Origin of the sequence: Pseudomonas sp. GL-R-26 (genome assembly GCF_019947365.1) — a bacterium.
In the GTDB taxonomy this organism is placed as follows: Bacteria; Pseudomonadota; Gammaproteobacteria; order Pseudomonadales; family Pseudomonadaceae; genus Aquipseudomonas.
In genome coordinates this window covers 68,388-81,616 of the sequence record NZ_JAGYGI010000008.1, presented here as the reverse complement: position 1 = coordinate 81,616, position 13,229 = coordinate 68,388, and the positions used below count along the sequence as shown (strand labels likewise).

Sequence of the window (13,229 nt, the reverse complement as noted above, 5' to 3'; positions counted from 1 at the left end):
AACCCGATGTTCATCCGTGGAGCGGGGATGCTTAGTAGTTGAAAGTCTTGACCAACAGCAGGTCGCCGATTGCGCGCAGGGGCACGATGAACGTCTCGCGTTTTTCATCGACGGTGTTTTCGTTGAGCACCAGATTGATTTGCGAGGTAATGACCTCGTTCTGATTGCCGGACTCATCGAAGTTATAGCCGCCGCTGCCGAAGTTGCCCCAATAGTTCACGTAAACAAGATAGGTGCCACGTAGCGGTGCGGTCATGGTGAACATTTCCGGACCCGGGCCATCGACGCCGTCAGGGTCGAGACCGCCGCCATTGGTCAAGGCCGGGTGCGCCCAGAAGGCATGCTGGCCATCGGGCGTGACAATATGCAGGTCGAGTTCGGCTTTCGGATCATCCCAACCCAGCACCACGCGAATCCGCGCCGGGGTGCGCAGGTTGTTGGCTTCATAGAATTGAACACGCTTGAGGGACTGGCCTTCGGCGCTGCGCACTTCGACGCCGTTGGAGCCGGCGCCAAACGCATAGGGCCGGGCAAAACGCCCTTGCTCGTCGGTATAGAGGTTCAGCGGATTGCCGTTGACCGCCAAGGTGTGCGGCCCGCGCTGGGTGCCGAGGGCCTTCAGTTGGCCTTCGATCATCGTGCGATTGCGCTGCACGCCCCGATCAATCGGCGGCGTAGGATAGGCGACTTGCGGGTTTTCGCTACGGTCCAGCAGACCGTTGTAACGCCAGCCACCCACCGGCTCCGACAACTCGGCATTCGGCGCAGCCAGAATCACAGGCGCGAAAACCAGCCCGATCAGCAGCAAAAGAAATGAGCGCATGCGACGCCTCCTGCCATGCAGGACGAAACCTTGCGCCTGATCCTGGGCGCGTCACAGATGTGAATACTGCGTTTCGTCTGAAAGACCCGTGACTATTGGGTCGTAGATGGCGCAAAGGTTAGCCATTCGGATGTTTTTTAACAATCGGATAGCTCCGAAATTGCGGTGGGAATCACGGTAACGGGTGGACGGTGAGCCGAATACGAGCCATATTCGGCTCATTATGTGAGCCGAATAACCTTTCCAATCGACTCACCGCCCACTTAGAGCATCAAGTTCATGACACCTCAATGGATATGGCAGCAGCCTGATTGGCCGGGGTTCACCTGGAATGCCGAACGCCTGGCGCCCTTGTTACGCGAGTGCGTTCAAGCTCAAGGTCGGCTAATGGGCATGGCCAGTTCCGTGGGCAGTTCGCTGAGCGCGCAAAGTGAGCTGGATGCGTTGTTGCAAAACATCGTCACCTCTTCGGCCATTGAAGGAGAACAACTGAACGTCGGCTCCGTTCGTTCGTCGCTGGCTCGACGCTTGGGCCTGGATCTGGTTGATGGCGATAGAGTCAGCCAACGCAGTGAAGGTCTTGCGCAATTGATGCTCGATGCTACGCAGCATTTTGCCGAGCCGCTGACGCTGGATCGCTTGCTGCACTGGCATGAATGGTTGTTTCCAGAGCAGGACGGCGACCTCGCCGCCCGGGCGATACGTGTCGGTGCATTGCGAGGCGACGAACCGATGCAGGTCGTCTCCGGTCGTCTCGACAAGCCGACCGTGCACTTCGAAGCGCCGCCTCGACTGGGCCTTGAGCGTCAACTCGAAATCTTCCTCGACTGGTTTGAGAGCGGCCGAAACCAGGCCGGACTCGACCCATTGCTGCGTGCTGGCATCGCACACTTCTGGTTTGTCACACTCCACCCTTTTGACGACGGCAATGGTCGCCTCACACGCACCATCACCGATCTGGCATTGGCACAGGGCGAGGCTCAGGCGATTCGTTTTTACGCAATGTCGGCAAGCATTCTTGAGGATCGCACCGGTTACTACCGGGTGCTGGAAACCAGTCAAAAGGCTACGACAGATGTCACTGAGTGGCTGGAGTGGTTCCTGCAAACTCTTCTGCGCAGCCTGCAACAAGCCATGACGCGGATCGACAGTGTGCTGGGTAAGGCGCGATTCTGGCAGGCACACCAGAGATCCGAGCTGTCGGCCGAGCAAACAAAGGTACTTAATCGCTTGCTCGATGGCGGCGAAAGAGGCTTCGAGCACGGCATCAGTGCGGCTCAGTACCAGGCCGTCGCCAAAGTATCCAAAGCGACCGCGACCCGTCATCTGAGCGAACTGCTGAACAAAGACTGCCTGCAACGCCTGCCCGGTGGTGGGCGCAGTACCCGGTACCAGATCAAATACCCCGATACGACGGACACCTGATGCCTGTAGACAGGAAGCTTGTTCCCTCTCCACAGTGTTTGTTCATCCAGAAATTGCGACAGCAAATCCCCCCGCTCATTTGCCCATACCCCCCCTATCTGCTAGTGTCGCGCCGGTTTAACGTCAACCGGAAATCGCCGCCATGGCCCGCAAAAAAGCTGCACTGGATTTCGAACAGTCCCTCGCCGACCTGCAAACGCTGGTGGAGCGTCTGGAGAATGGCGAATTGTCGCTGGAGGACTCGCTGGCCGCTTTCGAGCAGGGCATCGGTCTGACCCGCGATTGCCAGGCGGCGCTGGCCCAGGCCGAGCAAAAGGTTCAGGTGCTGCTCGAGCGTGATGGCGAGCTGGCCGAGGAACCCTTCGACGCGGACCAACCAGAATGATTGCAGCGTACTCGGCAACCAGCCAGGCCCGCGTCAATGCGGCTCTGGAAACCCTGTTCACTGCACCGGGCCCCGAGTTGGCGCGTCTGTATGAAGCCATGCGCTACAGCGTGATGAATGGCGGCAAACGGGTGCGTCCACTGTTGGCCTACGCCGCGTGCGAAGCGTTGGGCGGCAAAGCCGAGCAAGCCAACGGCGCGGCCTGTGCCGTGGAGCTGATCCACGCCTATTCGCTGGTGCATGACGATTTGCCGGCGATGGACGATGACGATCTGCGTCGCGGCCAGCCCACCACCCACAAGAAATTCGATGAAGCCTGCGCGATCCTCGCCGGCGACGGCTTGCAGAGCCTGGCCTTCAGCGCCCTGCTCGACCCGCGCCTGAGCACATTGGACGCCGAGGTCCACCTGCAAATGGTCAGCGCCTTGGCACTGGCCGCAGGCCCGGCGGGCATGGTCGGCGGTCAGGCCATCGACCTCGGCTCGGTCGGTCTGAAGCTCGACCAGCAAGCCCTGGAGTACATGCACCGGCACAAGACCGGTGCGTTGATCGAGGTCAGCGTCAAGCTCGGTGCCCTGGCCAGCGGCCGTGCCGAGAAAGACGAACTCAAGTCCCTGCAGACTTATGCACAGGCCATCGGCCTGGCATTCCAGGTTCAGGACGACATTCTCGACGTCGAAAGCGATACCGAAACCCTCGGCAAACGCCAGGGCGCCGACATTGCCCGGGACAAGCCGACCTACCCGGCCCTGCTCGGCCTCGACGCCGCAAAGGCCTATGCCCTGGAACTGCGCGATCAGGCCCTGCACGCGCTGCGACCGTTTGACGCGGCGGCCGAGCCGTTGCGCGATCTGGCCCGGTATATCGTCGATCGCCGCAGCTGACGGCGATTGCGCCAAAAAAGACCAACGCGTGGGCAGGGGGCGAAGCATCAGGTAAACTGCCGCATCTTTTATACCTATAACGATTCGCCTGATGCCCACGACGTTTCATGAGATTCCCCGCAAGCGCCCGACCACGCCCCTGCTCGACCGCGCGAACACGCCGGACGGCCTGCGCCGGTTAGGCGAAGCCGAGCTGGAAACCCTGGCCGATGAGTTGCGCCTGGAATTGCTCTACACGGTCGGCCAGACCGGTGGGCATTTCGGTGCCGGCCTGGGCGTGATCGAGCTGACCATCGCGCTGCATTACGTCTTCGACACCCCGGACGACCGGTTGGTGTGGGACGTGGGTCATCAGGCTTATCCACACAAGATCCTCACCGGTCGCCGCGAGCGCATGGGCACCCTGCGCCAGAAGGACGGCGTCGCTGCGTTCCCGCGCCGCTCCGAGAGCGAGTACGACACCTTTGGCGTCGGCCACTCCAGCACCTCGATCAGTGCCGCGCTGGGCATGGCGATTGCCGCCCGCCTGCAAAACAGCGAGCGCAAGGCGATCGCGGTGATCGGCGACGGCGCGTTGACCGCGGGCATGGCGTTCGAGGCGCTGAACCATGCGCCGGAAGTGGACGCCAACATGCTGGTGATCCTCAACGATAACGACATGTCGATCTCGCGCAACGTCGGTGGCTTGTCGAACTACCTGGCGAAGATCCTTTCCAGCCGCACCTACGCGAGCATGCGCGAAGGCAGCAAGAAAGTGCTGTCGCGCCTGCCCGGTGCCTGGGAAATCGCCCGTCGGACCGAAGAATATGCCAAAGGCATGCTGGTTCCCGGCACGCTGTTCGAAGAGCTGGGCTGGAACTACATCGGCCCGATCGATGGCCACGACCTGCCGACCCTGATCGCCACCCTGCGCAACATGCGCGATCTGAAAGGCCCGCAGTTCCTGCACGTCGTCACCAAGAAAGGCAAAGGCTTCGCCCCAGCGGAAGTCGACCCGATCGGTTACCACGCCATCACCAAACTTGAACCCCTGGACGCCCCGGCCGCCGCGCCGAAAAAGGCCAGCGGGCCGAAGTACTCCGGTGTGTTCGGCGAATGGCTGTGCGACATGGCGGCTGCCGATCCACGCCTGGTCGGGATTACCCCGGCGATGAAGGAAGGCTCGGACCTGGTCGCTTTCAGCGAACGCTTCCCGCTGCGCTACTTCGACGTGGCCATTGCCGAGCAGCACGCGGTGACGTTTGCCGCCGGCATGGCCTGCGAAGGCGCGAAACCGGTGGTGGCAATCTACTCGACGTTCCTGCAACGCGGTTACGACCAATTGGTGCATGACGTCGCCGTGCAGAATCTCGACGTGCTGTTCGCCATCGACCGTGCAGGCCTGGTGGGCGAAGACGGCCCGACTCACGCCGGCAGCTTCGATCTTTCGTACCTGCGTTGCATCCCCGGCATGCTGGTGATGACCCCGAGCGACGAAAACGAACTGCGCAAGATGCTCACCACCGGTCACCTGTATGAAGGCCCGGCGGCGGTGCGTTACCCGCGTGGTAACGGCCCGAACGCGACCATCGAGAAAGACCTCGAGCCGATCGAGATCGGCAAGGGTGTAGTCCGCCGCCAGGGCAGCAAAGTCGCCCTGCTGGTGTTCGGCGTGCAACTGGCCGAAGCCCTGAAAGTCGCCGAGACGCTGGACGCGACCGTGGTCGACATGCGTTTCGTCAAGCCGCTGGATGAAGCGCTGGTTCGCGAAATCGCCGGCAGCCACGAGCTACTGGTGACCGTCGAAGAAAACGCGATCATGGGCGGCGCCGGTGGCGCGGTCAGCGAATTCCTCGCCCGCGAAAACATCCTCAAGTCGGTGCTGCACCTGGGCTTGCCGGACATTTACGTCGAACACGCCAAGCCTGCGCAAATGCTGGCTGAGTGCGGTCTGGATGAGGCGGGAATCGAAGCGTCCATTCGTGAGCGCCTGCAACTGCTCAACATCTAAACGCAAAACCCTGTGGGAGCGAGCTTGCTCGCGATGGCGGCCTGTCAGTCGACTCAAATGCTGACTGATACACCGCTATCGCGAGCAAGCTCGCTCCCACAGTGGTTTTCAGCGTCTATCAAAACTGTATTCGCCTCAAAGCACCAACGGACTCCCCATGAAACTCTCCCCCTTCGCCCTGACGCTGACCCTGCTGCCGGCCGGTCAATTGCTGGCCGACACCTTCGAACGCGACCAGGCCCTGAAGCTGCCCGACGTGTTGATCAGCGCCAACCGCCAGGTCGAAGCGCGTAACGACAGTAGCGCCGCCAACACCGTATTCACCCGCGAAGACATCGATCGCCTGCAACCCGATAGCGTCACTGACCTGTTGCGGCGGGTACCGGGTGTGCAAGTCTCGCAGTCCGGCGGGCGCGGCAGCATTCCGGGTGTCTACATCCGTGGCACCCAGTCGGCCCAGAGCCTGGTGCTGGTGGATGGCCAACGCATCGGCAGTTCGACCTCCGGCGACAGCAACCTGCAACACATCAATATCGAGCAGGTCGAGCGCGTGGAAGTGTTGCGCGGCTCCCGCTCGGTTATTTATGGCAGCGATGCGATTGGCGGGGTGATCCAGATCTTCACCCGCCGCGGTGGCGAACAAGGCCTGCAACCGCGCCTGCACACGGGTTTTGGCAGCAACCAGACCTGGGAGCGCAGCCTTGGCCTGTCCGGTGGCGATGAGCGAACCCGCTTCAACCTGGGCGCCAGTCTCGACGAAACCGCCGGGATCAATCGCACCCACGAGTCCTATCCCAGTGATGGCGACCATGACGAATATCGTAACAAGTCGCTCAGCCTGAGCCTGAGTCACGCCCTGACGGAAGACATCGAAGTCGGCGCCAACCTGCTGGATAACCGTGGCAAGAGCGAGTTCGACAACCCGTTCGGCCGCTTCGACATGAATACGTTCGAGTCGGTCCAGCAACAGCCCTACAGCGACTTCGATGTGAGCAGTGTCAGCAGCTATGTCGATGCACGGATCAACGATCTCTGGAAAACCCGCGTTGATGTCGGCCACAGTGAAAACCACGAGAAGACCCTCGACAAGCTCAGCGATGAACGCACCGTATTCAACACCTATCGCGACTCGGTGACCTGGCAGAACGACCTGACGCTCAACGAGCGCAACAGCCTGATGCTCGGTGGTGACTGGTACGAAGACCGGATCAACAGCACCACGGCGTTCGACGAAGACAGCCGCTGGAACCGAGCCGCGTTTATCCAGCATCGCTTTCAGGCAGACAGTTTCTCCACGGAGTTGGGCCTGCGTCACGACGATAACCAGCAGTTCGGCAGCCAGAACACCTGGAGTGGCACCTTCACCCTGCCGCTGAACCCGGACAACGAAGTGCTGCTGACCTACAGCGAAGGCTTCCGCGCGCCGACGTTCAACGACCTGTACTACCCGGACTTCAGCAACCCCGACCTGAAGCCTGAAACCTCGAAAAGCTATGAGCTGCAATGGCGCAGCCAATTGACCGAGAACAGTCGCCTGGAGGCGTCGCTGTATCGCACCGACCTTGAAGACGCGATCATTTTCGGCAGCAACTCACGCCCTGAAAACGTCGCCTCGGCGCGGATCAACGGCTTCGAAGCCGCGCTGAAGCAGGAACTGTTCGGCTGGCAGAGCAATCTGGGCGTGGCGATCATCGACCCACGAGATCGTGACACGGGCCACACCCTGGCCCGTCGCGCGCGGCGCACCTTGAGCTGGGATCTGGACCGTCAGTTCGATCGCCTGGGCCTCGGCGCCAGTTGGCAAGCGGTCAGCAGCAGCTTTGACGACTTGAACAATCAACAACCGTTGGATGGTTATGCCTTGTTGGGGCTGCGCAGCAGTTGGGAGCTCAATCGTGAAGTCCAACTGGAGCTGAAGGTCGATAACCTGCTGGACAAGGGTTACAGCCGGGCGCTGTACAGCTTCCAAGGTAGCCAGTACGGGTATCGCGAGGAAGGTCGGGCGTGGATGTTCGGGGTGACCTGGACGCCGGAGAGCTGAGGCTGGCGCGAATCATTGTGGCGAGGGAGCTTGCTCCCGTTCGACTGCGTAGCAGTCGCAATCAACGCTGACCGGGGCAATCAGACAAATTGCAGTGTTAGTTTTTGGGCTGCTTCGCAGCCCAGCGGGAGCAAGCTCCCTCGCCACAGTTACAAATTCGGTGCAATCAACTGGCAGAGTTTGGCAGTTGCCTCAATCATCTGCCCACTCGGCCGCTCCAGGCCCTTGTCCGTCACCAGGCGCAACTGTCCCTGTGCCACGGCCGCCACCTGCGGCCAGGCTTTCCACGCATCGAGCTGCGCCTGTTCGCTGGCCAGAATCACCTCGGGATTGCGCTGCAACACCGCTTCCACACTGACTTGCGGTGCCGGCAGTTTCAGGTCGGCAAACACGTTTTGCGCACCGCAGACCTCCAGCGCATCGCTGATGATCTGTTCACCACCAACCGTGTACAGCGGCCGATCCCAGACTTGATAGAACACTCGTAACGGCTTGTCCCGGCGATAGCGCTGACGCAACTCATCCAGCCGCTGGCGTAAATCGCTGGCCAATGAAATTCCGCGCTCAGGTCGACCGAGCTGAGCGGCTATGGTCTGAATCTGTGCGGCAAGCTGGTCCAGGCTGTGGGGTTCGGCGACGTAGGTGGGAATATTCAGTCGCTTGAGCTGGTCACGCTGGGCCGGGCCGACGCTACCAGGCCATAGCAGCAACAGATCGGGTTTCAGGCTGAGCAAGCGCTCCATATCCAGCTGGCCATAGCGGCCAACGGAAGGCAGGTCCTTGAGTTCGGCAGGTCGTTCACCAGCGTCCAGCACACCCACCAAGAGGTCGGCGGAACCCAATTCAACGACGATTTCAGAGAGCGACGGTGCGAGGCTGACAACCCGTTCGACCGCGATGGCCGGGCCACTGGCGGCCAGCAGCAACACCGCCAGCCAGAGCGCGCGCATCAACCGAGTTGACGCGGAATACGGTAGAGGTAGAACAGCACGGCGGTCGACAGTGCCAGCAGCATCAGCGGCACGGCTTCGAGACCGACGAACACCGCCAGCGCACCGATCCAGGCCGGCAGCCCGGCGGCCAGGAATGCGGTGCGCCGCTTGGCCGCCAGACTGATCCAGGCGGCAGGTTCGTCAGGGGTATCGAGGGCTTTCTGGGTGGCGATCAGCGCGTGTTTGTAGGCGCCGAAAAACTTCAGGCTGACAAACATCGAGGCGACTCCGGCGATGAACAACGGCATCGCCAGCACCGGCAGAATGGCTTCGCCCTGGCCGAACAGCGCATTGATCACAAACAGCGGCAACAAGGCCAGTGCCAGGTATTGCCACCAGTTGACGGACAGTCGCCGCCGCACCTGACCGCGGGTCACGCCCGGTCAACCTCGCCCTGATGCTCATTGCCCATCATGTGGTCGAGCTTGCTTGCCTTGGTTGCCAGGTAGAGTCGGTTATGCGGGTTGTGGCCGGTGTGCAGCGGCACGCGCTCGGCGACCACGATCCCCATGTCGGTCAAGGCTTTGACCTTGCGCGGGTTGTTGGTCATCAGGCGCAGGGACTTCACGCCCATGTGCTCCAGCATCGGCAGGCACATGGCGTAGTCACGCTGGTCGGCGGCAAAGCCCAGACGTTCGTTGGCTTCAACGGTATCGGCGCCGCCATCTTGCAGCTCATAGGCGCGGATCTTGTTCAGCAGGCCAATGCCACGGCCTTCCTGACGCAAGTAGAGCAACACGCCACGACCTTCACGGGCGATGGCCTGCAAGGCAGCTTCCAGTTGCGAGCCGCAGTCGCAACGTTGGCTAAACAGGGCATCGCCCGTCAGGCATTCGGAGTGCAACCGGCCGAGTACCGGGGCACCGTCATCGAACTCACCCAGGCTCAGCACAACGTGCTCGCGGCCGGTGGCTTCATCGAGAAAGCCATGCATGGTGAATTGCGCAAAAGGTGTTGGCAGCTTGCAAGCGGCGACAAAAGCGACAGGCACCGGTGTGCTCCTGATCTAAAAGTCTGAAGATTCGCAGAGCCGGCATTGTAACAGCAGGTTCCGGAGGACGCTTAGGCTGAATTATCGGCGATAACTATCAAAATGTTTGATATACGCCCCGGCACATACCCTGTGGGAGCGAGCTTGCTCGCGATTGCGGTGTATCAGCAGCGTATTCGTCAACGGAAAGTCTGCCATCGCGAGCAAGCTCGCTCCCACAGGGTTCTGTGTCGGTCATCGGCTCTGGGAAGCATTCGAATCAAACGGATACGGCTGTTTCCAGCGTTCAAAAATCGGTTTCAGCTCGCCGCGTTTCACCAGTTGCTCCATGCGCTGGTCGAACAGGGCCATTAACGTGCGCGCCTTCGGGGTCTTGGCGAAGCACAGATACAGCGGCAACTCGGCGATATGGGTGCGCCGCAGCTGGGACGGATCCTTGGCGCGGTTGATGACGTAATCGACTTCGGTCAGGGCATCGATGTAGAAGTCGGCGCGATTGTGGGTCAGCATCGACACGATGCCGGTACGCCGCTGCACTTCGTCGAAGTGGCGCACATTGGGCAAGTAATCCTGGTAGTCGTAGCCGCGCACCCAGGCCAGTCGATAATTGCCCAGGGTTTGCGGGGTGGGTACCGGACTGCTGGCCAGGCCCAGGGCATAGATGTGATCGGTGTCGAAGCTCCAATGGGGATAGAGCACACCCTCGGACTCGTCACGATAGGATCCGACGCAGGCATCGACTTCGCCACGTTCGGCCAGGCCCAGCGAACGCAAGTAGGGTTCGGTGCGGATGTCGACCTTGACGCCCGCCGGCTCGAACACTTGCCGTAGCACGTCCCAACCCAGTCCATGACCGTCAGCGGCGGTGTAGTCTTCCCAGTCTTCGCTGGCCAGATGAATCACCGACGGTGGCGCAGCACTCCCTCCCCCCGCCTGGACAAAAGAGCAAAACATCGCGAACGCCATCACCATCAATCCGCGTACAGCCATCCCCCGCTTCCCCCGATAAACAGCTCTCATGATCAACGCCTGGAAATCCCCGGTCAGGCGAAAAACCACACCAGTCCCTGCATCGCCAACCAGGCGAACACCCCGGCCAGGACATCATCGAGCATGATGCCGACGCCGCCATGTACGTGCCGGTCAATCCAGCGTATCGGCCATGGCTTGAGAATGTCGAAGAAGCGGAACATCAAGAAACCCGCCAGCAACCACTGCCAACCTTCCGGCACCAGCCACAGGGTGATCCACATCCCGACCATTTCGTCCCAAACGATGCCTTCATGGTCGTGTACCCGCAAATCGTCGGCCACTTTGCCGCACAGCCAGAAGCCGAACAGCATGGTGATGCCCAGCATCAGCCAGTAACCCCAGTCGGGCAGCATTTGCCACAACGGAATAAAGGGTAGCGCAACCAGCGACCCCCAAGTGCCAGGCGCCTTTGGCAAGGTGCCGGAGCCGAAGCCGAACGCCAGGAAATGCCATGGATTACGCCAGACCGACGGCGGTACGAATTCCGCCGGAACCTGTTTGGGATGATCTGTCACGGTGACTCCCGAAAATGTTGATAACCCCGGGCTTGCGGGGTGATGTCTTGTCCGTTGGCATCCAGCAGTGTCACACCTTGCCCATTCACGACGCGCCCAATCACATGGATCGGCCAGCCATCGGCCAGCAATAGCGGCAACTCGACGGACGGTAAGGTGAAGGCCAGGACGTAATCGTCGCCGCCGCTCAAGGCCGCAACCTGTGCATCCGATTGGCCGAGAAAGTCGACCAGGCTCTGCGACAGCGGCAAACGATCCCGCTCGACCTCGATACCGACCTTCGACGCCAGCGCGATATGCCCGCAATCCGCGAGCAGTCCGTCAGAGATATCCATTGCCGAAGTGGCCTTGCCCCGTAGCGCCTGACCCAAGCCGAGCTGCGGTTGCGGCGACCAGTAATGCGCCAACAACGGCTCGGCAATGCTCGCTTCGGCTGTGCGCTGGCCGAGCACCAAGGGCAAGGCACCGGCGGCATTGCCCAGGTTGCCGCCGACACACAGCAGGTCGCCCGGTTGCGCACCGCTGCGGGTCAGCGCCAGACCGGCCGGCACGCGCCCGAACACGGTCATGGTCAGGCTCAACGGCCCGCGGGTCGTGTCACCGCCCACCAGCGCCACGCCACAGCTTCGCGCCATCTGGTTCAAACCTCGGGCATAGGCTTGCAGCCAATCGGCGGTCACCGTCGGCAAGGTCAGGGCAAGGGTAAAGGCAATCGGGGTAGCGCCCATGGCGGCCAGGTCGCTGACCGCAACGGCCAGCGAGCGCTGACCGAGCAGAAACGGATCGCAGGGATCGGCGAAATGCACGCCGGCCACCAACGTATCGGTAGAGATCGCCATCTGTTCCCCGGAGGGAACAGCCAGCAAGGCGCAGTCATCGCCAATCCCGAGGGCAACGCCTTCGCCGCCCTGCGCACAAGGCGCGGCGGCGAAGAAATTGCGGATCAGCTCAAACTCACCCATTGGGTATCCTGTCTCACCAATACTGTTCATTTTTTAGCGGCGTCTGGTGTCGCCATACTGCGTTGCCGCTCCTCGCCATAGCACGCTATGACTCGTCGCGGCGCCTTGTCTGACAACACCAGTCACTCGCTAAAAAACGAACGTATCGGCGAGACAGGACACTAGATCCAAGCGCTAATCAGCGCTTGAACGCCTTGACTTCAGCTTCACGCAGACGCGGGGCCAGCTTGTCGAGCACACCGTTGACGAACTTGTGACCGTCGGTGGAACCGAAGACCTTGGCCAGTTCGATACCCTCGTTGATCACAACGCGGTACGGCACGTCGACGCGCTTGAGCAGCTCCCAGGTGGACAGGCGCAGAACGGCCAGTTCAACCGGGTCCAGCTCTTCGATGGTCAGGTCCAGGCATGGCGTGAGCGCGGTGTCGATTTCGGTCTTGAACTGCGGAACCCCGTGCAGGATCTCGCGGAAGTACGCGCCGTCGACATCGCTGAAATCGTTATCGACCCGGAACTGCGCTTCGATCTCGTTCAGCGACTGCTTGGCCATGTGCCATTGGTACAGCGCCTGGGTTGCGAGCTGACGGGCTTCGCGACGCTTGACGCTTTTCGATGGCTTGCCGGCATCCGCAGGCTTTGGATCGCGCGGGTTGAAACGATCGCTTTCGTCGCTAATCACTTGGCCTCCAACTGCGCCAGCAGGCTGACCATTTCCAGAGCGGACAGGGCAGCTTCAGCACCTTTGTTCCCGGCCTTGGTGCCGGAACGTTCAATGGCTTGCTCGATGGAATCAACGGTCAGGACGCCGAAAGCGACCGGAACGCCGAACTCCATGGACACCTGGGCCAGGCCCTTGGTGCACTCGCCAGCCACGTATTCGAAGTGCGGAGTGCCGCCACGAATGACCGCGCCCAGGGCGATGATTGCCGCGAATTCGCCTTTCTGGGCGACTTTCTGCGCAACCAGCGGAATTTCGAAGGCGCCAGGCGCGCGGATGATGGTGATGTCGCTTTCGCTCACGCCGTGGCGAACCAGGGCATCAACTGCACCGCTGACCAGGCTTTCAACGACGAAGCTGTTGAAACGGCCCACTACCAGAGCGTAGCGGCCTTTAGGGGCGATGAAGGTACCTTCGATGGTCTTCAGGGTCATTCGATAGATCTCTTAAAGAGCCGGGACGCGTCTCGTA

Annotated in this window: 14 protein-coding genes; 5 read left to right on the top strand and 9 right to left on the bottom strand. The window is 61.2% G+C overall.

Annotated features, from left to right (window positions below):
• Nucleotides 1-31 precede the first annotated feature (31 nt).
• The gene (locus KGA96_RS10600) at nucleotides 32-823 is read right to left on the bottom strand and encodes a YfaP family protein (RefSeq protein WP_223466771.1); all 792 of its coding nucleotides are present in this window, start codon (nucleotides 821-823) and stop codon (nucleotides 32-34) included.
• 279 nt (nucleotides 824-1,102) lie between these two features.
• Here KGA96_RS10600 and KGA96_RS10595 point away from each other — a divergent pair, with 279 nt between their 5' ends.
• The 5 genes from KGA96_RS10595 to KGA96_RS10575 all read left to right on the top strand — a co-directional run bounded on the left by KGA96_RS10595 (nucleotide 1,103) and on the right by KGA96_RS10575 (nucleotide 7,548).
• Complete coding sequence (locus KGA96_RS10595) at nucleotides 1,103-2,248, top strand: Fic family protein (protein ID WP_223512728.1); 1,146 nt, start codon at nucleotides 1,103-1,105, stop codon at nucleotides 2,246-2,248.
• A 142-nt stretch (nucleotides 2,249-2,390) separates the two neighbouring features.
• Entirely contained in the window at nucleotides 2,391-2,633 is a 243-nt protein-coding gene (locus KGA96_RS10590) for an exodeoxyribonuclease VII small subunit (protein WP_007970180.1), read from the top strand.
• On the top strand, nucleotides 2,630-3,517 hold the full coding sequence (locus KGA96_RS10585) for a polyprenyl synthetase family protein (RefSeq protein WP_046041650.1): 888 nt from the start codon (nucleotides 2,630-2,632) through the stop codon (nucleotides 3,515-3,517). The genes KGA96_RS10590 and KGA96_RS10585 overlap by 4 nt, the downstream gene beginning before the upstream one ends.
• A 91-nt stretch (nucleotides 3,518-3,608) precedes the next feature.
• On the top strand, nucleotides 3,609-5,507 hold the full coding sequence (gene dxs / locus KGA96_RS10580; protein ID WP_046041649.1) for a 1-deoxy-D-xylulose-5-phosphate synthase: 1,899 nt from the start codon (nucleotides 3,609-3,611) through the stop codon (nucleotides 5,505-5,507).
• Nucleotides 5,508-5,664: 157 nt separating this feature from the next.
• Complete coding sequence (locus tag KGA96_RS10575; protein WP_223512716.1) at nucleotides 5,665-7,548, top strand: TonB-dependent receptor domain-containing protein; 1,884 nt, start codon at nucleotides 5,665-5,667, stop codon at nucleotides 7,546-7,548.
• A gap of 149 nt (nucleotides 7,549-7,697) precedes the next feature.
• Here KGA96_RS10575 and KGA96_RS10570 read toward each other — a convergent pair whose 3' ends face one another.
• From KGA96_RS10570 to ribE, 8 genes are all read right to left on the bottom strand, one after another.
• On the bottom strand, nucleotides 7,698-8,498 hold the full coding sequence (locus tag KGA96_RS10570) for a cobalamin-binding protein (RefSeq protein ID WP_223512714.1): 801 nt from the start codon (nucleotides 8,496-8,498) through the stop codon (nucleotides 7,698-7,700).
• The gene (locus tag KGA96_RS10565; protein WP_046041646.1) at nucleotides 8,498-8,917 is read right to left on the bottom strand and encodes a hypothetical protein; all 420 of its coding nucleotides are present in this window, start codon (nucleotides 8,915-8,917) and stop codon (nucleotides 8,498-8,500) included. Before KGA96_RS10565 ends, KGA96_RS10570 begins: the two co-directional genes overlap by 1 nt.
• A complete protein-coding gene (gene ribA, locus KGA96_RS10560) occupies nucleotides 8,914-9,531 on the bottom strand; it encodes a GTP cyclohydrolase II (RefSeq protein ID WP_046041645.1) in 618 nt (205 codons plus the stop codon). Before ribA ends, KGA96_RS10565 begins: the two co-directional genes overlap by 4 nt.
• A 234-nt stretch (nucleotides 9,532-9,765) precedes the next feature.
• Complete coding sequence (locus KGA96_RS10555; protein ID WP_223512712.1) at nucleotides 9,766-10,521, bottom strand: substrate-binding periplasmic protein; 756 nt, start codon at nucleotides 10,519-10,521, stop codon at nucleotides 9,766-9,768.
• 53 nt (nucleotides 10,522-10,574) lie between these two features.
• Nucleotides 10,575-11,078, bottom strand: coding sequence for a phosphatidylglycerophosphatase A (locus KGA96_RS10550; protein ID WP_007970166.1), 504 nt, complete (start codon nucleotides 11,076-11,078; stop codon nucleotides 10,575-10,577).
• Nucleotides 11,075-12,040, bottom strand: a complete 966-nt coding sequence (gene thiL, locus KGA96_RS10545) for a thiamine-phosphate kinase (RefSeq protein WP_046041643.1) — start codon at nucleotides 12,038-12,040, stop codon at nucleotides 11,075-11,077. The genes KGA96_RS10550 and thiL overlap by 4 nt, the downstream gene beginning before the upstream one ends.
• Nucleotides 12,041-12,218: 178 nt before the next feature.
• Entirely contained in the window at nucleotides 12,219-12,719 is a 501-nt protein-coding gene (gene nusB / locus KGA96_RS10540; protein WP_003185935.1) for a transcription antitermination factor NusB, read from the bottom strand.
• Complete coding sequence (gene ribE / locus KGA96_RS10535; protein WP_003228649.1) at nucleotides 12,716-13,192, bottom strand: 6,7-dimethyl-8-ribityllumazine synthase; 477 nt, start codon at nucleotides 13,190-13,192, stop codon at nucleotides 12,716-12,718. The genes nusB and ribE overlap by 4 nt, the downstream gene beginning before the upstream one ends.
• Nucleotides 13,193-13,229 lie beyond the last annotated feature (37 nt).